Origin of the sequence: Nonomuraea glycinis (genome assembly GCF_014646515.1) — a bacterium.
GTDB lineage: Bacteria > Actinomycetota > Actinomycetes > Streptosporangiales > Streptosporangiaceae > Nonomuraea > Nonomuraea glycinis.
In genome coordinates this window covers 2045-23975 of the sequence record NZ_BMNK01000024.1, presented here as the reverse complement: position 1 = coordinate 23975, position 21931 = coordinate 2045, and the positions used below count along the sequence as shown (strand labels likewise).

Here is a 21931-nt window from a genome sequence, read left to right as displayed (position 1 = left end):
TCCGGCCATGGACGAGCAGTATGTGGTCAGCACCTGGCATTACGTCCTGGCCAAGCATGCCAAGGCGATGTGCGCGCTGGAGCGCGAGCTGGGTGACAAGCACGGCTTGGGGCCCAGCGAGTTCGAGGTTCTCGACCGCATCGTCCACCACGACCGCAAGCTGCGCATCCAGGAGCTCTGCGATGAGGTGCACCTGAGCCAGAGCGCGCTCTCGCGGGTGGTCGCGCGCCTGGAGAAGGCCGAGCTCGTCTGCCGCGGCGTCTGCGACTCCGACCGGCGCGGCGTGTTCGTCTCCATCACCGAGGAAGGCCGCGCCCGTCACCTCGCGGCCCTCCCCACCCAGCGCGCCGTCCTGGCCGAGATCTTCGCCGACGCCCCGGCCCTGATCGGCTGAGCACCGCGGCCTCGGGCGGGCAGACTCTGGCCTGCCCGCCTGCCCGCCTGCCCGCCCGGTGGATGCCCCGCCGGGATGCTCAGGCGGTGACGCGGTCGATGACCAGGGGCAGGTGCTCCTGAGCGGTCGGCCCCACCTCGTAGCCGCCCGCCAGCGCCTCCAGCGCCCGGCCGAACCTGGCCGGCTCGTCGGCGTGCAGGGTGAGCAGCGGCTCCCCCTCCTTGACCGCGTCGCCCGGCTTGGCGTGCAGCGTGATGCCCGCCCCGAAGGACACCGGGTCCTCCTTGCGCGCCCGGCCCGCGCCCAGCCGCCACGCGGCCAGGCCCACGGCGTAGGCGTCCAGCCTGGCCAGCACGCCCGACGCGGGGGCCTCGACGACCATGGTGTCGGCCGCCCTCGGCAGGGCCGCGTCCGGGTCGCCGCCCTGAGCCGTGATCATGCGACGCCAGGCGTCCATGGCCGAGCCGTCCCGCAGCGCCTCGGCCGGGTCCTTGCCGGTGATCCCGGCGGCCTCCAGCATCTCGGCGGCCAGCCGTACCGTCAGCTCCACCACGTCGGACGGCCCGCCGCCGGCGAGGACCTCGACCGACTCCTGGACCTCCAGCGCGTTGCCCACGGCGCGGCCGAGCGGGCGGTCCATCGCGGTGAGCAGCGCCACCGTGCGCACGCCCGCGTCGGTGCCCAGCGCGACCATGGTCTCGGCCAGCTCGCGGGCCCGTTCCGGGGTCTTCATGAACGCGCCGGAGCCGACCTTGACGTCCAGCACCAGCGAGCCGGTGCCCTCGGCGATCTTCTTCGACATGATCGACGAGGCGATGAGCGGGATCGACTCGACGGTGCCGGTGACGTCGCGCAGCGCGTACAGCTTCTTGTCGGCGGGCGCCAGGCCGGAGCCGGCGGCGCAGATCACCGCGCCGGCGGCGCGCAGCACGCCGAGCATCTCCTCGTTGGACAGGGAGGCCCGCCAGCCGGGGATGGACTCCAGCTTGTCCAGGGTGCCGCCGGTGTGGCCGAGGCCACGGCCGGACAGCTGCGGAACGTAGGCGCCGCAGGCGGCCACCAGCGGCGCGAGCGGCAGCGTGATCTTGTCGCCGACGCCGCCCGTGGAGTGCTTGTCGGCGGTCGGCCGGTCGAGCGCCGACCAGTCCATCCGCTCGCCGGAGCGGATCATCGCCTGCGTCCAGCCGGCGATCTCCCGCCGGTTCATGCCGTTGAGCAGGATCGCCATGTTCAGCGCGGCCATCTGCTCGTCGGCGACCTCGCCGCGCGTGTAGGCGTCGATCACCCAGTCGATCTGGGCGGCCGTCAGCTCGCCACCGTCGCGCTTGGCGACGATGACCTCGATGGCGTCCATCAGCCCATCCGGGTCAGGTCGTCGGGGCCGAACGCGTAGGGCAGGATCTCGGCCATCCGCTTCGGCCCGTCCACGGTCTCGACCAGCAGCTCCTCGCCGCCGAACTCGAAGAGCAGCTGGCGGCAGCGCCCGCACGGCATGAGCAGCTCGCCGTGGCCGTCGACGCAGGTGAAGGCGACCAGCCTGCCGCCGCCCGAGGACCGCAGCGCCGAGACCAGCCCGCATTCGGCGCACAGGCCGATGCCGTAGGAGGCGTTCTCCACGTTGCAGCCGGTGACGATCCGGCCGTCGTCCACCACGGCGGCCGCGCCGACGGGGAACTTGGAGTAGGGGGCGTAAGCGTGCTGCATGGCCTCGGCGGCCTGCTCACGGAGCGCGTCCCAGTCGATGTTCAATGTTGTTCCCCCCGGCGGTAGCTCACGCCGTCGGCCTTGGGCATCCGCAGACGCTGCGAAGCCACCAGGAGCACGAGCAGCGTGAGCACGTGCGGTGTGATGTAGACGAATTCGTTCGGCAGCTTGTCGACGGTCAGCCAGAGCCAGATCAGCACGACCGCGCCCGCCGCCACGGCAGCCAGAATGGTGTACTCCCTGGCCCCCCGGGCGGTGAGCTCGGCCGGCTTGGCGGGCGACAGCATGGCGCGGGCCCGGACGCCCAGATAGATCAGCAGCAGGATCGCGCCGAACAGCAGGAACGACGTTACCGCGCCGGCGCTGCGCAACTGCAGAGCGTCCGCGTAGCCGAACAGCGCGGCGCCGGTGGCCAGCCCGCCCGGCCGCCAGTTGCCGAAGATCATGGCGGCCAGGCCGATGAACCCGCGCCCGTTCGTCTGTGCCTCGACGTACTTGGTGGTCACGAAGACGAGGAAGACGCCGCCGAGCCCGGCGAACGCGCCGGAGATGACGACCGCGACGTACTTGATTAGGTAGACGTTCACGCCCAGCGACTCGGCGGCCCACGGGTTCTCGCCCGCCGAGCGCAGCCGCAGCCCGAAGGAGGTGCGCCAGAGCACGAAGAACGTCAGCGGGAGCAGCAGCACGGCCAGCACCACCAGCAGGTTCACGTTGTACGTGAGCCCGCGCAGGATGCCCGCCAGGTCCGACAGCAGGAACCAGTGCGTACGCTCCAGACTCCCCAGCCAGTCGGGCCCGGAGGAGAACAGCGGCAAGCTGACCCGTGGCGGCTGGGACGACATCACCGGTGAGGTGGTGATGCCGGCGCCCGCCTCGGCCGCCTGGGAGCCCTCCTTGTAGAGGACCTCGGACAGGAAGCGGGTGACGCCGGGACCGAGCAGGTTGATCGCGACACCGCTGATGATGTGGTCGACGCCGAAGGTCACGGTGGCGATGGCGTGGATCAGCCCGCCCAGCGCGCCCGCGGCCAGTCCGGCCAGCAGCGCGGCCATGGGGCCCCACTGGTAGCCGGCCCAGCCGGCGAACCAGGTGCCGAGCACCATCATTCCTTCGAGGCCGATGTTGACCACACCGGCCCGTTCGGCCCACAGGCCGCCGAGCCCGGCCAGGCCGATCGGCACCGCCAGCATCAGCGCGGCGCCGAACGTGCCCGAGGAGGTGATGTCGTTGGCGCCGGTCACGACCCGGACCAGGGACATCAGCAGGATGAGCACGGCGACGCCGATGAGCGCCAGGTGGTACTTGCGGGTCCTGGTCGATCCCGCGACGGTCGTGATCGTCATGCTGCCACCTCAACGGGAGTGTTCCTGCCGAGCTCCTGAGCGGCCCGCCGTTCCTCACGCCGCAGCGCGAGCCTCCTGGTGATCTCGTTGGCGATGACGACGAGGAGGACGATCGTACCCTGCATGATCATGATGACCGAGGGCGGCACGTTGGCGAACTGCAGCGGCCCCTGCGCCTGGTCGAGGAAGCCGAACAGCAGCGCGGCGACCGCGATGCCGACGGGTTTGTTACGGCCCAGCAGCGCGACCGCGATGCCCAGGAAGCCCAGGCCGGGGGTGAAGTTGGAGCCGAAAGCGTGCTTGTCGCCGAGGATCTCGGGCAGCCCGATCAGCCCGGCGATCGCGCCGGAGAGCACCATCGCGGCGATGACCATCTTCTTGGCGTTGACGCCGGAGGCCACTGCGGCCGACGGGTTCAGGCCGCTGGCCTTGACCTCGAAGCCGAACCTGGTCCGCTCCAGCAGCACCCAGAGTCCCACGCCGAGCAGGATCGCCACGATCAGGAAACCCCACAGCCCACCGCCGCGCGGCGCCGGCAGGCCGAACACCTCGAAGATCCAGTTGAGGTTGGGGAACCAGGCGGACTGCGGCATCTCCGGTGTGCTGGTGGTGAGCAGCCCCTCGCCGCGCTCGCCGGTGAAGGGACCCCGGACGAGGAAGGCCGTCAGGCTGATCGCGATGTAGTTGAGCATGATCGTGGAGATGACCTCGTTCACCCCCCTGGTCACCTTCATGATGGCCGGGATCAGCGCGTAGAGACCGCCCACGGCCGCCGCCACCACGATGATCACGGCGATCTGGATCGGGGCGGGCGCGGTGAAGGTCGAGCCGACGTAGGCAGCGCAGATGGCCGCGATCCGATACTGGCCCTCCACACCGATGTTGAAGAGGTTCATCCGGAAGCCGACGGCCACCGCGAGCCCGGCGATGAACAGCGGCACCGACCGGTTGAGCATCGAGGTGATGCCGTTGACCACCGACCGCTCGGTCTCGCCGTAGTTGAAGAAGGCGGCGAAGGCAGCCCCCGGGCTGGCGCCCGCCGCGATGATCGCCACGCTGGAGATGATGATGGCCAGCACGATGGCGGCGACGGCGCCTGCGACGGTCAGCAGTGCCCGGTAGAGCCCTGCGGGCATCACGCCTCCTCAGTGCCGGTGATGGCACCGGTCATGTATCCACCCAGCCGTTCGGGCGTGACATCGGACGGGTCGAGCCGGGCGACGAGCCGCCCGCGGTAGATGACCCGCAGGGTGTCCGACAGGCCGATCAGCTCGTCCAGGTCCGCCGAGATCAGGAGTACGGCCAGCCCGGCGGCTCTGGCGTCGCGCAGGTGGTCCCAGATGGCGGCCTGCGCCCCGACGTCGACGCCCCTGGTGGGGTGGGCGGCGATGAGGAACCTCGGCTTTCCGCTCATCTCCCGGCCGACGATCAGCTTCTGCTGGTTGCCGCCCGACAGGGCCAGCGCCAGGGTGTCGACCCCCGGCGTGCGCACGTCGTAGTCCTTGACGATGCGCGCGGTGTCGGCCTTGGCGGCGCGCCTGTTGACCCAGATCCCCTTGCGCGCGGGCGGCCTGGTCTGGTGGCCGAGCACCCGGTTCTCCCAGAGCGACGCTTCCAGCAGCAGGCCCTGGCGGTGGCGGTCCTCGGGGATGTAGCCGATGCCCGCCTCACGGCGCCGCAGGGTGGACCAGGGGGTGATGTCGGCGTCGCCGAGCCGGATGCCGCCGTGCGCCGGGCGCAGGCCCATGATCGCCTCGATCAGCTCGGACTGCCCGTTGCCCTCGACCCCGGCGATGCCGAGGATCTCGCCCTCGTGGATGTCGAACGACACGTCGTCCAGGACCAGCCGCCTGCCCTCCTCGCGGAGGCGGTCGAGGTAGAGCTCGACCGAGGTGCCCGCGGGCGCCGGCCGGTGGCCGTCGGCCTCCATGGTCAGGCCGGACACGCTCAGCGTCACGGTGTCGGTCACCGTGGACTCGCGGGTCTCCGGGGTGGGCAGCTCGCTGCCGACCATGAGCTCGGCGAGCTGCCGGGCGGTGACCTCGGCGGGGATCACGCTGGCGACGGTGGTGCCCCGCCTGATCACGGTGATCGCGTCGGCGATGTTGAGCACCTCGTCGAGCTTGTGGGAGATGAAGATGACCGTTAGGCCGCCGGCGGTGAGCTCGCGGAGGTTCTCGAAGAGCTCGTCGACCTCCTGGGGCACCAGGACCGCGGTCGGCTCGTCGAGGATGAGGATGCGCGCGCCACGGTAGAGGACCTTGAGGATCTCCACCCGCTGGCGGTCCCCGACGCCCAGGTCCTCCACCAGCCGGTCAGGGTCGACCCGCAGGCCGTGCCGCTCGGCGAGCTCGTTGATGCGGGCGCGGGCGCCGGCCACGTCCAGGCCGATGCCCCGCTTCGGCTCGGCGCCGAGGACGATGTTCTCCAGGACGGTGAAGTTGTCGGCCAGCATGAAGTGCTGGTGGACCATGCCGATGCCGGCGTCGATGGCGTCGCTCGGGGTCCGGAAGGCGACCTCGGCGCCGTTGACCCTGATGGTGCCCTCGTCCGGCTTCTGCATGCCGTACAGGATCTTCATCAGGGTCGACTTGCCCGCACCGTTCTCCCCGACGATCGCGTGCACCGTGCCGGGTTCGACGGTGATGCGGATGTCGTGGTTCGCCACGACACCGGGAAAGCGTTTGGTGATGCCTTCCAGTTGGACGGCTGGTTGCACCGCGGCGACGGTGTCGGCGTTCATCGGCCGCTCATTCGATCTCTCCTAGAGCTCGGCAGATAAGCCGAAGGCCCGGGTCTCGGGTGACCTCGGGCCCTCGGCCTATGTCCGTCATCAGGCGTCCGTCAACAGGTTACGGCTTGGCCGGCACCGTGATCGTGCCGTCCACGATGCCCTTCTTGGCCTCGTCGAGCTTGTCCTTGATGTCGTCGATCTCGCCACCGGTGGTGGCCAGGCCCACGCCGTCGACCTTGAGGTCGTAGATCACGTTGGAGCCGCCCTTGGCGCCGCCCTGGAAGGCCTTGATGAACTCGAAGACGCCCACGTCCACGCGCTTGAGCATCGAGGTCATGACGACCGACTGGAGCTCGGTCTCCTTGATGGTCTGGCGCTGGTCGGAGTCGACGCCGATGGCCTTCTTCTTCGCGGCGGCCGCCGCTTGGAACACGCCGAGGCCGGAGTCGCCGGAGGCGTGGTAGACGATCTCCGCGCCGTCCTGGTACATCTTCTCGGCCGCGACCTTGCCCTTCTCGGGGGCCTTGAAGCCGCTGAAGTCACCGTCGGGGGTGAGGTACTTCACGTCGATCTTGGCGTCGGCCTTGACCGACTTGACGCCGGCCGCGAACCCGGCCTCGAACTTCTTGATCAGGTCGTTCTCGACGCCGCCGACGAAGCCGACGTGGCCGCTCTCGGCCTTGGTCGCCGCGGCGACGCCCGCCAGGTAGGAGCCCTGCTCCTCGGCGAACAGCAGGCCGGTGACGTTAGCCGCGTTGGAGGCCGAGTCGACGACCGCGAACTGGATCTCGGGGTATTCCTCGGCGGTCTTCTTGATGTCCTCGCCGTAGGCGAAGCCGACGCCGATGATCGGGTTGTAGCCCGCGTCGGCGAGCTGGCGCAGCAGCTCACCTCGGTTGGAGCCGTCGGATGCGGGGCTCAGCTCCTTGATCTCGGCGCCCAGCTCGGTCTTGGCCTTCTCCAGGCCGGTGTAGGCGGCGTCGTTGAACGACTTGTCGCCACGGCCGCCGATGTCGAACGCGAGGCCGACCTTGAGCGCACCCGCGGCCGGCGCGCTGCTCGCGTCGGCGGAGGGCTGAGCGCTCGCCGTGGTGTCTCCGCCTGTGCCGCTGCCGCAGGCCGCGGCCGCCATGAGCATGACTCCCGCTACGGTGCCTGTCGCCAACCTGCCGAATCGCTTGCTGAGCAAGGCGACTCCCTTCCATTTCCCCGCCGTCAAACTTCATCGCGGGCGCGAAGAAACGTACGGCAACCCTGCACGGAAGATAGTTGGTTGACCAGGGCATACCAAACCGCAGCACAGGGTCGCAACCGCTCCGTTATCGACATCAAGCGCGTCCGTGACCTGATTCGGGCGGTGAGAGCCCTTCCGAGGCTTTACCGAACTTTGGGCCTCGCCAGCGCTTCATCCACGGACGATCATGTCAGGGATTCCCACCAACGGTGGAAATATCGTCTGGAGTCCCTACATGCAACCCTGGAAGGCACTCACCGTGCCGCTCACGGCGGTCATGGTCCTGACCATGGCCACCGCGCCCGCCACGGCGACCATCCCCGCCATCACGGTCACCGACAACGCGACCCAACCGGTGTTCTCCCGCGCCGACGCCATCAAGCAGACGGTCTTCGTCGAGGTCGCGGGCACCGACAGCGACAGCGACGGCAAGCCCGACCGCGTCGCCGTCGACATCCTGCGGCCCAAGGAGACCGATCAGGGCCTCAAGGTCCCAGTGATCATGGAGTCGAGCCCCTACTACGCCGGCGGCAACGACGTGGCCAACCACCTGGTGGACGTCGACGAGCACGGCAACCCGCTGCCCAGCGCGTCCCGCTCGGCGAGCAAGGTGGACGCGGAGCCGTTCGACGGCTACTACGACAACTACTTCGTGCCCCGCGGCTACGCCGTCGCGCTGGTGGAGAACCTCGGCAGCGGCCGCGCCACCGGCTGCCCCACCACCGGCGCCCGCAACGAGACCGCCGGCCCCAAGGCAGCGATCGACTGGCTGAACGGCCGCGCCAAGGGCTTCGACGCCGACGGCAGACGCGTCGACGCGACCTGGTCGACCGGCAAGGTCGGCATGATCGGCGTCTCCTACAACGGCACGCTGCCCAACGCGGTGGCCGCCACCGGCGTGAAGGGCCTGGAGACGATCGTGCCGATCGCCGCCATCTCCTCCTGGTACGACTACTACCGGGCCAACGGCGGCGTCCTGGCGCCCGGCGGCTTCCAGGGCGAGGACGCGGACGTGCTGGCCAAGTACGTGCTCACCCGGGAGAACGGCCAGCAGGTCTGCGGCGGGGTGATGGACCACCTGACGGCCGCCCAGGATCGGATCACCGGCGACTACAGCCGGTTCTGGGACGAGCGCAACTACCTCAACGACGTGCGCAAGGTGAAGGCCAGCGTCTTCCTGGTGCACGGGCTCAACGACTGGAACGTCAAGACCAAGCAGGCCGCCCAGTGGTGGTACGCCCTGGCCGACCGCAGGGTGCCGCGCAAGATCTGGCTGCACCAGGGCACCCACATGAACCCGTTCAACCTGCGCACCGCCGAATGGCTGCGCCAGCTGCACGGCTGGTTCGACCACTGGCTGTACGGGATCAACAGCGGGATCATGAGGGAGCCGCAGGCCGATGTGGAGATCGCCGCCGGCCAGTGGGGACAGCACGCCTCCTGGCCGTTGCCCGGCACCCGGCCGCAGCGGCTGTGGCTGGGCTCCGGCGCCCGGCTGAGCCCGCGTCCCGGCCCGCACTCCGGTCGTGAGTCGTTCACCGACCAGAAGATCCGCACCGCCGAGCAGCTCGCGGAGGCCGCGCCCGCGCCGGATCCCAACCGGCTGGCCTACCTCACCGGCGCCCTGCCCGCGGACGTGCGCATCTCGGGCACGCCGACGGTGTCGGTCCGAGCCTCGATGAAGAACGGCGCCTCGCCGTACCTGACGGCCCTGCTCGTCGACTACGGCGAGGACATCCGCCCCAACGGCACGCTGGTGCCGACCGGCGAGAACTACTGCTACGGCCAGGGCATCCCGGGTGACACCGGCTGTACGGCGCTGCGCCGGCTCGGCACGGCGGTGACGCCGTACAAGATCGTCACGCGCGGCTGGCTTGACGTCCGCAACCGGAACCGGCCCGACCGGTCGGAGGCGGTCAGGCCGGGCAAGGAGTACGGCTTCAGCTGGGACTTCCAGCCGCAGGACTACGTGTTCAAGAAGGGGCACCGGATCGGCGTCGTGATCATCTCGACGGATCGCGACTACACCCTGCGCTACCCGGAAGGGACCAAGGTCACGATGTCTCCCGGGCAGTCGTCGCTCGACCTGCCGATCGTCTCCGGCCGGATCTTCTGAGACGGCCGGATCTTCTGAGACGCGGCGGCATCCTCTGAGACGCGGCGGCGGCGAAGGACTCGTGAGTCCTTCGCCGCCGTGCGGGAAGGTCAGGCCAGTGCGGAGGTGATCTCGTCCGCCGACGGCAGGTGGCCGCCCTCGAACAGGGCGGTCAGCGCGGTGGTGGCCATGAGGCGGACGCCCATGCCGATGGCCCGCTCGTCGATGTCGAACGTGCCCTGGTGGATGTCGTAGGTGATGCCCGTCTCCGGGGAGCGGGTGCCGAGCCGGGCGAACCCGCCGGGGATCGACTCGAGGTACCAGGCGAAGTCCTCGCCACCGAGTGACTGCTGCGTGGCCACCACGGCGCCGGCGCCCAGGGCGCGGGCGGCGGCCTCACCCATCATGGCCACGCTGAGCTCGTCGTTGACCACCGGCGGCACGCCCCGGGTGTAGTCCATCGTGGCCTCGACGCCATAGGCGCCGGCGACGGACTCCAGCAGCGCCTTGATCAGGTCGGGCGCGGCGTGCCACGCCTCCTCGTCCAGGCAGCGCACGGTGCCCTCGGCCACGCCCTCGTCCGGGATGGCGTTGGCGGCGGTGCCCGCCTGGACCTTGCCCCAGACGAGGCTGAGCGAGGAGCGGGGGTCGATCCGGCGCGACAGCGCGGCGGGCAACTCGGTGAGGATCTTGGCGAGGGCGAAGACCAGGTCGGCGGTGAGGTGCGGCCTGGCGGTGTGGCCGCCGGGTCCCGAGACCCGGATCACGAGCTTGTCGCAGGCGGAGGTGATGGGCCCGGACTTGAGCCCGACCTGGCCGACGTCGACGCGCGGGTCGCAGTGCAGGCCGAAGATGCGCTCCACGCCGCTGATGCCGCCGTGGGCCATGACCTCCAGCGCGCCGCCGGGGAGCTCCTCGGCGGGCTGGAAGATCAGCCGCACCCGGCCCGGCAGCAGCCCGGCGGCGGCTTGCTGGGCCAGGAAGAGCGAGGTGCCGAGCAGGATCGAGGTGTGCACGTCGTGCCCGCACGCGTGACAGGAGCCGGCGACGGTGGAGCGGTAGGGCAGCTCCTTCTCGTCCTGGAGCGGCAGGGCGTCGATGTCGGCGCGCAGCGCCACGATCGGGCCGTCGCCGCTGCCCACGTCACAGATCAGCCCGGTGCCGCGCGGCAGCACCGTGGGGACCAGCCCGACGGCCAGCAGCCGCTCGGCGATCCGCTGCGTCGTGCGGTACTCGGCGAAGGCCAGCTCCGGATGCATGTGCAGGTCGCGGCGGAACGCCACCAGATCCTGCTCCGTCTCCGCCAGGAACGCGTCGAGTTCCCCTCGAAGCTCACGTCCCTGCATCTGTCACCATCCCGTCCTATGCCGTGCGATTTCCCACTGCCCGACATCGCACCGCTCATAGCGCCATTTCGTCATTTGTTCCACTGCGCGCGAAGGCTGTTCTGATCGGAACAGCCGTCCGGCGAATCAGATGCCACACCCACTGGTTTCGGTGCCAAAAAGATCGTCAGCACGGGGTCGCGGATCTCGGCCGCCTGAAGGGTGGGCAGCCGCCGCAGCCCGGAAACACAGCGGTCGGCCGTGGAACCTGGCGATGCATCGACTTTATCGCCTACCCGGGGCTTCACGGCGACAACTACACCAAAAGTTAGCCGACTGCGTGCCCGTAACCATGGATCGTCACGCACCGTAACCGCATGCCTGACTCGAAGATGGTCATAACGGATCATTAATTGGTGACCCGATGTCGCTACTCCCAAACGTGGTCAGCGATTCCGAATCGTGTCACCTTCCGTCATGGTCATCACACTCCCGCGCTGGCTGCATTTGCGAATAATGCGTGTTTCACTCGCTATATGATCACTAACATCCCGTTCGGGGAGAAGTATGCCAGGTTGAGCATCTTCGAGCCGGGCGAGGGGACCCTGGTGGTCGTACCCTCGCTGTCTCTCCCGCAGGACGAGCTGCGCCGCATCACCGGCGCGCGCTGCTACGAGGAGCGCCTGCTCTTCCTGCTCCTGACGCTCCGCCGGCCCGAGGTCAAGGTGGTCTACCTCACCTCCGCGCCGATCGATCCGGAGATCGTCGACTACTACCTCGGCTTCCTGCCCGACCCTGAAGAGGCGGCCAAGCGGCTGGAGCTCATCAGCCTGGACGAGCCGAATCTGCAGCCTTTGACCAGAACGCTGCTCTCCTCCCCCGACGTGCTGGACCGGCTGCGTTCCGCCATCGAAGGTGACGCCTGGCTGGTCCCGTTCGTGCTGAGCGAGCTGGAGGAGCAGCTCGCCTCGTCACTGAACGTTCCCCTCTACGGTCCCGCGACGACGCTGGCCTACTACGGCTCCAAGAGCGGCTCCCGCGAGGTGGGCACCGCGGCGGGCGTGCCCATGGCTCGCGGCTTCGGCGGCCTGCACACGCTGACCGAGATCGAGGACGCGATCGAGTCGGTGCCGGGCGAGCGAGTGATCGTCAAGCTGAACGACGGCTATTCGGGGCTCGGCAACGTCATCCTCGCCAAGAGCGACCGGTCACGCACGAGCTTCACCGCCGCCGGGGAGACCTGGGCCAGCTTCACCGAGAAGGCCCTGGAGCGGGGGGCCGTCGTCGAGGAGTACATCGAGCACCGGCCGCTGTTCTACCCCAGCGCGCTGGCCCGCATCACGCCCGGCGGGCAGCACGAGGTGCTCGCCACCCACGACCAGGTGCTCGGCGGCGCCAACGGCGACGTCTTCCAGGGCTGCACCTTCCCGGCGGCGGAGGAGTACCGCGCCGAGGTGGGCGCCTCGGCGGACCGGATCGCCGAGGTCCTGGCGAGCAAGGGCGTGGTCGGGCTGTTCGGCATGGACTTCTTCGCCATGAAGACCGACGCCGGCTACGCCGCGCTGCTGTGCGAGATCAACCTGCGCATCGGCGGCACCACCCATCCCTACGGCGCGACGCTGCTGACCACCGGCGCCGACTACGACCCCGGCACCGGCCTGCTCATGGCCGACGGCCGGCCCAAGCACTACACCGCGACCGACAACTGCGCGGCCTCCTGCCTGCGCGGCCGGACGCCGGGCGAAGTGGTGCGCGCGGCGGAGCGGCTCGGCCTGGGCTTCGACCAGGAAACGCGCACCGGCAACGTCTTCCACCTGCTGGGCGCCCTGCCCGAGCATGGCAAGCTGGGCTTCACCTCCATCGGCGACTCCCGTGACCAGGCCAACGAGCTGCACGCCCGCACTAGACGCGTGCTCTGCGGAGACCTCGTACGCCAATGATCACGAGCACGGCCGCCAGGATGATGTTGACCGCGATCAGGATGCCGTGGACCACATAGAAGCCGGTCGCGTGCCCGTCGGCCAGGTTAAACCCCAGGTTGATCCACTCGAAGACCATGAACACGCCGAGTGCGATGAGGAATCCGGCGATCTTTCGTGACATGCCACTCTCTCTAGCGTTGAAGGCAGACCATCGGGGGATGTGTCGCCGCATGGGTAACAACACGAAGCTACGCTGAGACCGTAATGTGGACGAAACTGGTGTCTACTACGGCACTCCTCACCGCGGTCACTCTTGCCGGCCCCCTCACGGGAGCCGCCCACGCCGCACCGACGCCGCCGCCGGTCGGCGGCGACTCGCTCGGCAGCCGCGGCCTGGTCAAGCCCGCGGGCATCAAGGCGCCACCGAAGACCAAGGCGACCTCGTACGTGATCGCCGACCACGAGACCGGCCAGGTGCTCGCGGCCAGGAACGCCCACGGGCGCTACCTGCCGGCCAGCACGCTCAAGATGCTGACCGCGCTCACTCTCATCCCCAAGCTCGACAAGGACCTCACGGTCAAGCCGAGCCGTAACGCGGTCAACCAGGAAGGCAGCGCGGTCGGCCTGCGGTCCACGCCGATCTACAAGGTCGACGACCTGTTCAAGGCGCTGATGATGTCCTCGGGCAACGACGCGGCGATGGCACTGGCCGAGACCAACGGCGGCCTGGACCGGACGATGGCCGACATGAACGCCGAGGCCAAGCGTCTGCAGGCCAACGACACCGTGGCCAAGACGCCCAGCGGGTTGGACAAGCCCGGACAGAGCAGCTCGGCCTATGACCTGGCGCTGATCGCCCGCGCCGGCCTCGCCAACGCCGAATTCCGCCGATATATCAGTACGAAGACCGCGAAGTTCCCGGCGCCGAAGAAGAAGTTCTACGAGATCAGCAACCACAACAAGCTGCTGTGGCGCTACAAGGGCATGATCGGCGTCAAGAACGGCTGGACCTCCAAGGCCCAGGGCGCCTTCGTCGGCGCGGCCACCCGGAACGGTCACACGATCATCGTCTCGATCATGAAGCACACGGGCTACTTCTGGGACGAGGTGCCCGAGCTCCTCGACTGGGGCTTCACCGCCAGGGGCAAGGTCACCCCGGTCGGGCGGCTCGTCGACCCGCTCCCCGTCCAGGCGCCGGTCCAGCAGGCCGCCCCGCTGGTGAGCGGGCCGGCCGTGGCGCCCTCCGGGACCAGCGCCGCCCAGCCGCTGCTCGACCACGCCGCCTCCGAGCAGACCGCCACCAGCCGCACGCTGGGCTCGGCCGCCATCGGCGGCGGGCTGCTGTTCGGGCTGATCTGGCTCGGCTACGGCATCCGCCGCAGGCGCCGCTCACGCCTGTGACGCCTTGGTCGGCCGAACCGCCTCCTGAGGCTGCTCCGATGCCTGCTGAGGCTGCTCGGGAGCCTGCTGGGGCGCTGACGGGGGTGCCGGCCGGGGTGCCCGCTCGGCCGCCTTCTGGGACGCGTCCCGGCCCACCTTCTGGGACGTGTCCTGGCCTGCGTCCGGGGACGCTCCAACGGTTGACGACGGGACGGGTGACGGTGCGGGCGGCGGAGGGAGGCCGGCCGTGGCGGTCCAGGCGGCCACGTAGAGCACCAGCCGGGCAGAGATGTTGATCCAGATCAACAGTCCGACGATCACCGCGAACGCGCCGTACACGGGATTGCTCAGCGTCTGGGCCAGCAGCAGCGACGCGACCTGCTTGAGCGCGCCGAAGCCGACCGCGCCCAGCAGCGCCCCCCTGGCGATCAGCCGGAACGGCTGGGTGGGCCTGGCCACCCAGCCCAGCAGGATCACGAACAGCACCCAGTCCGCGCCCACACTGCCCAGCACCCCCACGAGCCAGGTCACCGCCGTGACCACCGGCGAGCTGTCGCCGAAGAGGAAGAGCGCGACGTTCCGGGTCGCCTGCGTCGCCAGCCCGCCCACCAGCACCGACACGATCAGCGTCACCCCCAGCATCAGCAGGGAGACGAGGTCGCGCAGCTTGCCGACGAAGAAGTTGAGCGGCGGCGCGGTGGTCATCGAGATCTCGCGCAGCGCCCCGCGCAGCGCGTCCACCGCCCCCAGGCCCGCGTAGAGCAGACCGAGCAGACCGATGATCCCCGCGGTCGCCTTGGCGTTCTCGATGGAGCTCAGGTCGAGCTGGTCGGCCACGCCGGGGAACTGCTCCCGGATCGCCTCCCGCAGAGCCTGCTCCACGCTCTCGTCGAACACCAGCAGGTAACCCAGCAGTGCGAAGGCCAGCGCGAGCAGCGGAAAGAACGACAGGAACGCGAAGTACGTGACCGCTCCCGCCAGCCGGTCCCCCGACTGACCCTGATAGCGCTGCACGGTCCTGAGCAGATGATCGAAGAACGGCCGACGCACCCGCCAGTGCTCCATCAGCCGGCGCCCCCGGCTCTTGGCCGCGTCGATCCGCTGGGTCAGGCTCGCCATCACGCTGCCTCTCAGGTCCCCTGTATCGGCAGACCTGCCCCGAGGCGAGCCTTCGTATCCACCGGCGCACTTTTGTACCACGCCCGCCGACGCCCGTCAGGCGGCCCGGAGCGGCCCGTGCCAGAATGGGCGACCATGATCGACATCCGCCCGTTGCGCCCCGAGGATCGCGACGCCTGGGAAGCGCTGGCGCGTGGCTACAAGACGTTCTACGAGACCACGGTGCCCGACGAGGGATACGAGGAGACCTGGCAACGGCTGCTGAGGCACGGCGCGGAACTGTACGGCATCGGCGCACACTCGGACGGGAAGCTGGTCGGCATCGCGCACTACCTGTTCCACCCCACCTTCTGGTCGTCGGACGCCTGCTACCTGCAGGACCTGTTCGTCGACGAGGCGGCGCGCGGCCAGGGTGCGGCGCGGGCACTGATCGAGTGGGTGGCCCGAGCGGCGCGAGAGCGAGACGCTTCCCGCCTCTACTGGACCACCAAACAGGACAACACCGGCGCTCGCATCCTGTACGACAGGGTGGCGCGCTTCCACGGGTTCATCCGTTACGACTACCCGCTGGACCAGGGCCTACGGCGAAGCCGGGCTGACGACTTGTGAGGCCCGCCCGCATGCGGGCGGGCCTTTGGGGGCCCGCCCGGGTGGGGTCAGAGGCTGGGGAGGAAGCCGACGCGGTCCCGGACCTCGGCCATGGTGTGGCGGGCCACCACGCGGGCACGCTCGGCGCCGATGGCCAGCAGGCGGTCGAGCTCCACCTCGTCGGCCAGCAGCTTCTCGGTGCGCTCGCGGATCGGTGTGAAGGTCTCGACCACGGCCTCCGCCACTTCCTTCTTGAACGTCCCGTAGCCCTGCCCCTCGTAGCGGGCGACCAGGTCGGGGATGGCGGTCCCGGTGAGCGCGGACTGGATGCGCAGCAGGTTGGAGATGCCCGGCTTGTTCTCCTCGTCGAAGAGCACCTCGGACCCGGTGTCGGTGACGGCGCGCATGACCTTCTTGCGCAGCGGCCCCGGCTGCTCCAGGACGTCCAGGATGCCCGCGGGGCTGGAGGAGGACTTGGACATCTTGGCCGACGGGTCCTGGAGGTCGGTGATCTTCTCGACCTCCTTGAGGATGTACGGCTCCGGGATCGTGAAGGTGTCGCCGAAGCGGTGGTTGAAGCGCTGGCCGAGGTCGCGGGTGAGCTCCAGGTGCTGCTTCTGGTCGGCGCCCACCGGGACGCTGTTGGCCTGGTAGATCAGGATGTCCGCGGCCTGGAGGATCGGATAGGTGAACAGGCCGACGCTGGCGGCCTGCTCGCCGAACTTGGCGGACTTGTCCTTGAACTGGGTCATCCGGGCGGCCTCCCCCATCCCGGTCTGGCAGATCAGGATCCACGCCAGCTCGGTGTGCTCACGGACGTGCGACTGCACGAAGACCGTGGCGCGTTCGGGGTCGAGCCCGGCGGCGAAGAGCTGCGCGGCGGCCACCCGGCTGCGGCGGCGCAGGGCGGCGGGCTCGGTCGCGACGGTGATCGCGTGCAGGTCCACCACGCAGTAGAAGGCGTCGTGGGTCTCCTGCAACGTGACCCACTGACGAACCGCACCCAGGTAGTTGCCCAGGTGGAAGGAGTCCGCAGTGGGCTGGATGCCGGAGAGTACACGAGGTCTGGCCATAGCAGGCAATTGTGTCAGGAATCCTGTTCAGGAGGCGACTCGATCAGCGCACGGCGTTTCACTCTCACCCGGGCGATACGGCGGCCGTCGAGCTCCGTCACGGTCAGCTCGAAGCCCGGCACCTCGACCTGCTCGTTCAGCTCGGGTACGTGTCCGAGCATCGCCATGACGAAGCCGCCCAGCGTCTCGTAGGGCCCGTCGGGCAGCCGGATGCCGGTTTCGGAGCTGAAGTCGTTGAGGTTCGTCAGGCCGTCGATCTCGATCTCGCCGGCCGGGAGGACCACGGTGTCGTCCTCGATGTCGTACTCATCCCTGATGTCGCCGATGAGCTCCTCGACCAGGTCCTCCATGGTCACGATGCCGGCGGTGCCGCCGTACTCGTCGATGACGATGACCATGTGCTGCCCCTCGGTGCGCATCTCCGACAGGGTCGTGAGCAGCCGTTTGGAGGCGGGCACGAACTTGGCGGGCCTGATCGGCACCAGCTCGCTCAGCGGCTCGGTGCGGCCGGTGAGCACCGGGTCCAGCAGGTCCCTGACGTGTACGAACCCGATGACCTCGTCATAGGACTGGCGGTAGACGGGAAAGCGCGAGTGCGGCAGCCCGGCGGCCAGCACGGCGGCCTCGGCCAGCGGCGTGTCGGCCTCCATGAACTCCACCTCGGTGCGCGGCAGCATGACCTCGCGCAACTGCCGCTTGCCGGCGGCGAACACCTCGGCGATGAGGTTGCGCTCGTCGGTGGTCAGCTCGGCGTGCCCGACGACCATGTCACGCAGCTCCTCGGTGGTCACCTCCTCCCTGTCGGCCTTCGGGTTGCCGCCGAGCAGCCGGACGACGCCGTCGGTCGACTTGGACAGCGCCCAGATGATGGGGCGCGACAGGGCGGCGATGCGGTCCAGGAAGGGGGCGACGAACAGCGACAGCCCCTCGGCCCGCTGCAGGGCCAGGCGTTTGGGCGCCAGCTCGCCGAGCACCAGGGAGAAGTACGAGATCGCCAGCGTCACCAGTACGAGGGCGAGCACGGGGGCGAAGGCGGCGGGCACGCCCCACCCCTCAAGGACGGGAGACAGCTGCATGCCGAGCCGGTCGGCGCCGAAGGCGGCGGAGAGCATGGTGGCGACGGTCACGCCGATCTGCACGGCGGACAGGAAGCGATTGGGATCGCGGGCGAGCTTGGCCACCCGCTCGCCACGGCGGCCCAGGTGGGACAGCTTGCGGACCTGGCTCTCCCGCAGCGAGACCATGGCCATCTCGGCGGCGGCGAAGAACCCTCCCACCAGGATGAACAGTAGAACCAGGGCGATGTTGGCCACGACGGTGTCAAACATGGTGTTTGGCAGCGTACTCGGCGAGTTTCCCGCGTATGCTGAACGCCAAGCCGTACAAAATCAAACATATTCAGACAGGAGTGAACATGAGGCTGCTGGTCACCGGAGGTGCCGGGTACGTCGGCAGCGTCGTCGCCGCCCAACTCATCGAGGCGGGCCACGAGGTGACCGTGCTCGACGACCTGTCCACCGGGCACGCGGACGCGGTGCCGAGCGGGGCGCGGTTCGTCGAGGCCCCGATCACCGACGCGGGCGGCGCGCTCGACGGGGTGGAGGCGGTGCTGCACTTCGCGGCCAAGTCACTGGTCGGTGAGTCGGTGCAGAAGCCGGAGCTCTACTGGGCCAACAACCTCGGCGGGACGCTGGCGCTGCTGGAGGCCATGCGCGAGCGCGACGTGCGCAAGATCGTGTTCTCCTCGACGGCGGCCACGTACGGCGAGCCGGAGCGCTCGCCGATCCAGGAGAGTGACCCCACCCGGCCGACGAACCCCTACGGCGCCTCCAAGCTGGCCGTGGACACCGCGCTGTCGGCGTACGCGGTGCTGCGCGGCCTGGGCGCGGTCAGCCTGCGCTACTTCAACGTCGCCGGCGCCTACGGCCACTACCGCGAGCGGCACGCCGTGGAGACTCACCTCATCCCCAACGTCCTTAAGGTCGCCACCGGGGAGCGGGAGTCCGTCAGCGTGTTCGGCACCGACTATCCGACGGCCGACGGCACCTGCGTGCGCGACTACGTGCACGTGTCCGACCTGGCGCGGGCCCACCTGCTGGCGCTGGACGCCTGCCAGGAGGGCGAGCACAAGGTCTACAACCTGGGCAACGGCACCGGCTTCTCCGTGCAGGAGGTGATCTCGGTCTGCCGCGAGGTCACCGGGCACGAGATCCCCGCGGTGGTCGGCCCGCGCCGCGCCGGGGACCCGGCGGTGCTGGTCGCCTCGTCGGAGAAAATTCAGCGCGAGCTGGGGTGGAAAGCCGAGCGGACCTCCCTCGGGGACATCGTCTCGGACGCCTGGGATGCGCTTTCCGGCAAATGACTCATACCAGGGCTTAATTTATGCTCTGATACGAAATGTGAGGAACTTTTCACCAAGGGTCACGAAGGTGCTGCTCGGCATCCTCGTCGTGCTCGCCAGCATGACGGTCGCCGCCGGGGTGGTGTTCGCGACACCCGACCCCACCCCTGGCACACCGTCCATCACCCACCCGGCGACTCCCCACCAACCCTGAGACAGGGACAGGGCGGGGAGCACGGCCGGGACGGGCGAAGGTCAGATCAGGCCCAGCTCGCGCACCGCGTCGCGCTCCTCGGTGAGCTCGCGCACGGAGGCGTCGATGCGCTCACGGGAGAACTGGTCGATCTCCAGGCCCTGGATGATCTCGAACTTGCCGCCCGCCGCCCGGACCGGGAACGACGAGATGAGCCCCTCGGGCACGCCGTAGGAGCCGTCGGAGACGACCGCGGCCGAGGTCCACTCCGTGCCGTTGACCCAGTCGTAGACGTGGTCGACGGCCGCGTTGGCGGCCGAGGCGGCGGAGGAGGCGCCACGGGCCTCGATGATGGCGGCGCCGCGCTTGGCCACCGTCGGGATGAACGTGTCACGCAGCCACTCGGTGTCGACCTGCTCGGCCGCGATCTTGCCACCGACCTCGGCGTGGAAGAGGTCGGGGTACTGCGTGGCGGAGTGGTTGCCCCAGATCGTCAGGTGCTTGATCTCGGTCACCGGGACCTGCAGCTTGACCGCGAGCTGCGACAGCGCGCGGTTGTGGTCGAGGCGGGTCATCGCGGTGAAGCGGTCGGCCGGGACGTCCGGCGCGTTCTGCTGGGCGATGAGCGCGTTGGTGTTGGCGGGGTTGCCCACCACCAGGACCTTGATGTCGTCCGCGGCATGATCGTTGATCGCCTTGCCCTGCGGGCCGAAGATGCCGCCGTTGGCGCCGAGCAGGTCACCGCGCTCCATGCCGGCCTTACGCGGCATGGCGCCCACCAGCAGCGCGACGTTGGCGCCGTTGAAGGCGACGTCCGGGCTGTCGGTGATCTCGATGCCGGACAGCAGCGGGAAGGCGCAGTCGTCGAGCTCCATGGCGGTGCCCTCGGCTGCCTTCACCGCCTGCGGGATCTCCAGCAGACTCAGCTTGACCGGGACGTCCCGGCCCAGCAGCTGGCCCGAGGCGATGCGGAACAGCAGCGCGTAGCCGATCTGACCGGCTGCTCCGGTGACGGTCACCTTGACGGGCGTGGCCATGGCCTTCCCCTAACTCGCAGGTAGATTCACTGACTTTCGGATGTTACCTGGTCGTCATTCGCAGGCATTCATCGCGGGCACCTTCGACTCCGGTGTGAAGTCCACCTTGGCGAAATGTTTCTTCATGAGCTGCTTGATGAACCCGGTGCGGTAGAGGTCGGCGATCACGCCGTTGATCGCCTTGCAGGTCTTGACGTCGCCCGTTCTGAGCGCGACGGCGTAGCGCTCGTCGTTCAGCTTGGCGCCGAGCACCTTGTAGCGCTGGTTCTCCCGGCCGGCGAATCCGGCCAGGATGAGGTCGTCGCCCGGCACCGCGTCCACGGCGCCGCTCCTGAGCAGGTCCATGCATTCGGCGTAGTTGCCGGCCGGGACCGGCTCGACCTTCACCCGGTCCTGCACGATGCCGACGGACGGGCTGTTGACGCCGCAGATCTTCTTGCCCTCCAGGTCCTCGATCGAGTCGATGGACCCGGGGCGCACCAGCAGGTCCTGGTGGGCGAGGTAGTAGGGGCCGGCGAACTCGACGTCGTCGTCGTTGACCGAGTAGGTGGCGACCACGAGGTCCACCTTGCCCTCCGCCAGCGCGCCGGCCCTGTCGGCCCTGGACACGGCGACGAAGTCGGTCCGCTTGGCGCCCAGCTCCTCGGCGATCCGCCGGGCGAGGTCGACGTCGAACCCCTCGAAGCGGCCGCCGCGGGAGAGCCCGACGCCCGGCAGGTCGCCCTTCACCCCGATCAGGATCTTCCCCGTGCCGGCCACCTTGTCCGCCACGGACGAGCCGGCGGATGGGGGCTGTTCCTCGGTGGCGCCGGACCCGGCCGCCCCGAACAGCTGCCAGCTGTCCCCCAGGACCACCAGCGTCGCGGCCGCGGCCAGCGCCAGCACCGCGACCAGCACCGCCCACCACTTCCCGCGCCCGCGCCGCCGCACGGGCGCGGGACTCACCTGCGGGTACGGCCCACCACCGGCCTGCTGATGCCCGCCCGGGCCCCCCGAGTGCTGGTACGACGCCACATCCCCGGTCTGACCCCCCAGGCGCTGGTACGACGCCACATCCCCCGTCTGACCACCCAGACGCTGGTCCCCCGTCGGGCCACCCAGGTGCTGGTACGGCGTCACATCCCCGGTCTGCTGGGGCAGCGAGCCCATGCCCGCGGCCGACTCCCGCCTGGCCCGGTCGGCGAGCGTCGGTGAGACCCGCGAGAACGGCGTGGTGTCGTCGCCGGCCACCTGCGCGCCCTGGTTCAGCACCGCCGTGGAGGCGCCCACGGTCTCGGGCTGGCCGAGCAGCCGCAGCAGGATCTGGTCGGCGGACGGCCGGTCGGCGGGCGACTTGGACAGGGCCGCCCGCACCACCCCGCGCAGCGGCTCCGGCATCATCTCCACGTCCACCTCGTGGTTGAGGATCCGGTTGAGCACGGCGGCGATGGAGCTGCCCTCGAACAC

The 21931-nt window shown here is 69.5% G+C and carries 21 protein-coding genes; 7 read left to right on the top strand and 14 right to left on the bottom strand.

What is annotated here, in order from left to right; translation table 11 throughout:
* Positions 1–7: 7 nt before the first annotated feature.
* Positions 8–394 carry a MarR family winged helix-turn-helix transcriptional regulator gene (locus IEY87_RS42000; RefSeq protein ID WP_189144476.1) on the top strand — a complete coding sequence of 129 codons (387 nt, stop codon included), beginning with the start codon at positions 8–10 and terminating at the stop codon, positions 392–394.
* Between the two features lie 79 nt (positions 395–473).
* Here the strand turns inward: IEY87_RS42000 and IEY87_RS41995 are convergent, their stop codons facing one another.
* The 6 genes from IEY87_RS41995 to IEY87_RS41970 all read right to left on the bottom strand — a co-directional run bounded on the left by IEY87_RS41995 (position 474) and on the right by IEY87_RS41970 (position 7367).
* On the bottom strand, positions 474–1748 hold the full coding sequence (locus tag IEY87_RS41995) for a thymidine phosphorylase (protein WP_189144475.1): 1275 nt from the start codon (positions 1746–1748) through the stop codon (positions 474–476).
* Entirely contained in the window at positions 1748–2143 is a 396-nt protein-coding gene (locus IEY87_RS41990; protein ID WP_189144474.1) for a cytidine deaminase, read from the bottom strand. The genes IEY87_RS41995 and IEY87_RS41990 overlap by 1 nt, the downstream gene beginning before the upstream one ends.
* The gene (locus IEY87_RS41985) at positions 2140–3444 is read right to left on the bottom strand and encodes an ABC transporter permease (RefSeq protein WP_189144473.1); all 1305 of its coding nucleotides are present in this window, start codon (positions 3442–3444) and stop codon (positions 2140–2142) included. Before IEY87_RS41985 ends, IEY87_RS41990 begins: the two co-directional genes overlap by 4 nt.
* Positions 3441–4580: an ABC transporter permease gene (locus IEY87_RS41980; RefSeq protein WP_189144472.1), complete on the bottom strand. Its 1140-nt coding sequence runs from the start codon at positions 4578–4580 to the stop codon at positions 3441–3443. Before IEY87_RS41980 ends, IEY87_RS41985 begins: the two co-directional genes overlap by 4 nt.
* On the bottom strand, positions 4580–6187 hold the full coding sequence (locus tag IEY87_RS41975; RefSeq protein ID WP_189144471.1) for an ABC transporter ATP-binding protein: 1608 nt from the start codon (positions 6185–6187) through the stop codon (positions 4580–4582). Before IEY87_RS41975 ends, IEY87_RS41980 begins: the two co-directional genes overlap by 1 nt.
* 109 nt (positions 6188–6296) lie before the next feature.
* On the bottom strand, positions 6297–7367 hold the full coding sequence (locus tag IEY87_RS41970) for a BMP family lipoprotein (RefSeq protein ID WP_189144470.1): 1071 nt from the start codon (positions 7365–7367) through the stop codon (positions 6297–6299).
* A gap of 280 nt (positions 7368–7647) precedes the next feature.
* On the opposite strand from IEY87_RS41970, the gene IEY87_RS41965 reads away from it, so the two are divergent.
* Positions 7648–9528 (top strand): Xaa-Pro dipeptidyl-peptidase, encoded by a 1881-nt coding sequence (locus IEY87_RS41965; RefSeq protein ID WP_189144469.1) that lies wholly within the window; start codon positions 7648–7650, stop codon positions 9526–9528.
* A gap of 89 nt (positions 9529–9617) precedes the next feature.
* Here the strand turns inward: IEY87_RS41965 and IEY87_RS41960 are convergent, their stop codons facing one another.
* On the bottom strand, positions 9618–10853 hold the full coding sequence (locus IEY87_RS41960; protein ID WP_189144468.1) for an amidohydrolase: 1236 nt from the start codon (positions 10851–10853) through the stop codon (positions 9618–9620).
* Positions 10854–10924: 71 nt separating this feature from the next.
* Positions 10925–11140: a hypothetical protein gene (locus tag IEY87_RS41955; RefSeq protein WP_189144467.1), complete on the bottom strand. Its 216-nt coding sequence runs from the start codon at positions 11138–11140 to the stop codon at positions 10925–10927.
* Between the two features lie 228 nt (positions 11141–11368).
* Between IEY87_RS41955 and IEY87_RS41950 the strand changes: the two genes are divergently transcribed.
* Positions 11369–12772 (top strand): peptide ligase PGM1-related protein, encoded by a 1404-nt coding sequence (locus IEY87_RS41950; protein ID WP_189144466.1) that lies wholly within the window; start codon positions 11369–11371, stop codon positions 12770–12772.
* Here IEY87_RS41950 and IEY87_RS41945 read toward each other — a convergent pair.
* Complete coding sequence (locus IEY87_RS41945) at positions 12735–12935, bottom strand: SCO4848 family membrane protein (RefSeq protein WP_189144465.1); 201 nt, start codon at positions 12933–12935, stop codon at positions 12735–12737. The genes IEY87_RS41950 and IEY87_RS41945 overlap by 38 nt on opposite strands.
* 98 nt (positions 12936–13033) lie before the next feature.
* Here IEY87_RS41945 and IEY87_RS41940 point away from each other — a divergent pair, with 98 nt between their 5' ends.
* Positions 13034–14155 (top strand): D-alanyl-D-alanine carboxypeptidase family protein, encoded by a 1122-nt coding sequence (locus tag IEY87_RS41940; RefSeq protein WP_225278181.1) that lies wholly within the window; start codon positions 13034–13036, stop codon positions 14153–14155.
* On the opposite strand, the gene IEY87_RS41935 is transcribed toward IEY87_RS41940, so the two are convergent.
* Complete coding sequence (locus IEY87_RS41935; protein WP_189144463.1) at positions 14144–15253, bottom strand: YihY/virulence factor BrkB family protein; 1110 nt, start codon at positions 15251–15253, stop codon at positions 14144–14146. The genes IEY87_RS41940 and IEY87_RS41935 overlap by 12 nt on opposite strands.
* A 135-nt stretch (positions 15254–15388) precedes the next feature.
* Between IEY87_RS41935 and IEY87_RS41930 the strand changes: the two genes are divergently transcribed.
* Positions 15389–15862 (top strand): GNAT family N-acetyltransferase, encoded by a 474-nt coding sequence (locus tag IEY87_RS41930; protein ID WP_189144462.1) that lies wholly within the window; start codon positions 15389–15391, stop codon positions 15860–15862.
* Positions 15863–15909: 47 nt separating this feature from the next.
* On the opposite strand, the gene trpS is transcribed toward IEY87_RS41930, so the two are convergent.
* The gene (trpS, locus tag IEY87_RS41925) at positions 15910–16914 is read right to left on the bottom strand and encodes a tryptophan--tRNA ligase (RefSeq protein ID WP_189144461.1); all 1005 of its coding nucleotides are present in this window, start codon (positions 16912–16914) and stop codon (positions 15910–15912) included.
* Positions 16915–16928: 14 nt separating this feature from the next.
* Positions 16929–18242: a hemolysin family protein gene (locus tag IEY87_RS41920; protein WP_189144460.1), complete on the bottom strand. Its 1314-nt coding sequence runs from the start codon at positions 18240–18242 to the stop codon at positions 16929–16931.
* Between the two features lie 86 nt (positions 18243–18328).
* On the opposite strand from IEY87_RS41920, the gene galE reads away from it, so the two are divergent.
* Together galE and IEY87_RS46890 are read left to right on the top strand one after the other, a co-directional pair.
* The gene (gene galE / locus IEY87_RS41915; protein WP_189144459.1) at positions 18329–19276 is read left to right on the top strand and encodes a UDP-glucose 4-epimerase GalE; all 948 of its coding nucleotides are present in this window, start codon (positions 18329–18331) and stop codon (positions 19274–19276) included.
* Between the two features lie 67 nt (positions 19277–19343).
* Positions 19344–19469 carry a hypothetical protein gene (locus IEY87_RS46890; protein ID WP_263653277.1) on the top strand — a complete coding sequence of 42 codons (126 nt, stop codon included), beginning with the start codon at positions 19344–19346 and terminating at the stop codon, positions 19467–19469.
* Between the two features lie 41 nt (positions 19470–19510).
* Here the strand turns inward: IEY87_RS46890 and IEY87_RS41910 are convergent, their stop codons facing one another.
* Together IEY87_RS41910 and IEY87_RS41905 are read right to left on the bottom strand one after the other, a co-directional pair.
* Positions 19511–20485, bottom strand: coding sequence for a malate dehydrogenase (locus IEY87_RS41910; RefSeq protein WP_189144458.1), 975 nt, complete (start codon positions 20483–20485; stop codon positions 19511–19513).
* Between the two features lie 54 nt (positions 20486–20539).
* A partial coding sequence (locus IEY87_RS41905; RefSeq protein ID WP_189144457.1) for a transporter substrate-binding domain-containing protein occupies positions 20540–21931 on the bottom strand: 1392 nt, incomplete at its 5' end.

Coding starts and splice junctions, on each gene's coding strand:
- IEY87_RS42000 (WP_189144476.1), top strand. CDS start 8: ATGGACGAGCAGTATGTGGTCAGCACCTGGCATTACGTCCTGGCCAAG.
- IEY87_RS41995 (WP_189144475.1), bottom strand. CDS start 1,748: ATGGACGCCATCGAGGTCATCGTCGCCAAGCGCGACGGTGGCGAGCTG.
- IEY87_RS41985 (WP_189144473.1), bottom strand. CDS start 3,444: ATGACGATCACGACCGTCGCGGGATCGACCAGGACCCGCAAGTACCAC.
- IEY87_RS41980 (WP_189144472.1), bottom strand. CDS start 4,580: ATGCCCGCAGGGCTCTACCGGGCACTGCTGACCGTCGCAGGCGCCGTC.
- IEY87_RS41975 (WP_189144471.1), bottom strand. CDS start 6,187: ATGAACGCCGACACCGTCGCCGCGGTGCAACCAGCCGTCCAACTGGAA.
- IEY87_RS41965 (WP_189144469.1), top strand. CDS start 7,648: ATGCAACCCTGGAAGGCACTCACCGTGCCGCTCACGGCGGTCATGGTC.
- IEY87_RS41960 (WP_189144468.1), bottom strand. CDS start 10,853: ATGCAGGGACGTGAGCTTCGAGGGGAACTCGACGCGTTCCTGGCGGAG.
- IEY87_RS41950 (WP_189144466.1), top strand. CDS start 11,369: ATGATCACTAACATCCCGTTCGGGGAGAAGTATGCCAGGTTGAGCATC.
- IEY87_RS41945 (WP_189144465.1), bottom strand. CDS start 12,935: ATGTCACGAAAGATCGCCGGATTCCTCATCGCACTCGGCGTGTTCATG.
- IEY87_RS41935 (WP_189144463.1), bottom strand. CDS start 15,253: ATGGCGAGCCTGACCCAGCGGATCGACGCGGCCAAGAGCCGGGGGCGC.
- IEY87_RS41930 (WP_189144462.1), top strand. CDS start 15,389: ATGATCGACATCCGCCCGTTGCGCCCCGAGGATCGCGACGCCTGGGAA.
- trpS (WP_189144461.1), bottom strand. CDS start 16,914: ATGGCCAGACCTCGTGTACTCTCCGGCATCCAGCCCACTGCGGACTCC.
- IEY87_RS41920 (WP_189144460.1), bottom strand. CDS start 18,242: ATGTTTGACACCGTCGTGGCCAACATCGCCCTGGTTCTACTGTTCATC.
- galE (WP_189144459.1), top strand. CDS start 18,329: ATGAGGCTGCTGGTCACCGGAGGTGCCGGGTACGTCGGCAGCGTCGTC.
- IEY87_RS41910 (WP_189144458.1), bottom strand. CDS start 20,485: ATGGCCACGCCCGTCAAGGTGACCGTCACCGGAGCAGCCGGTCAGATC.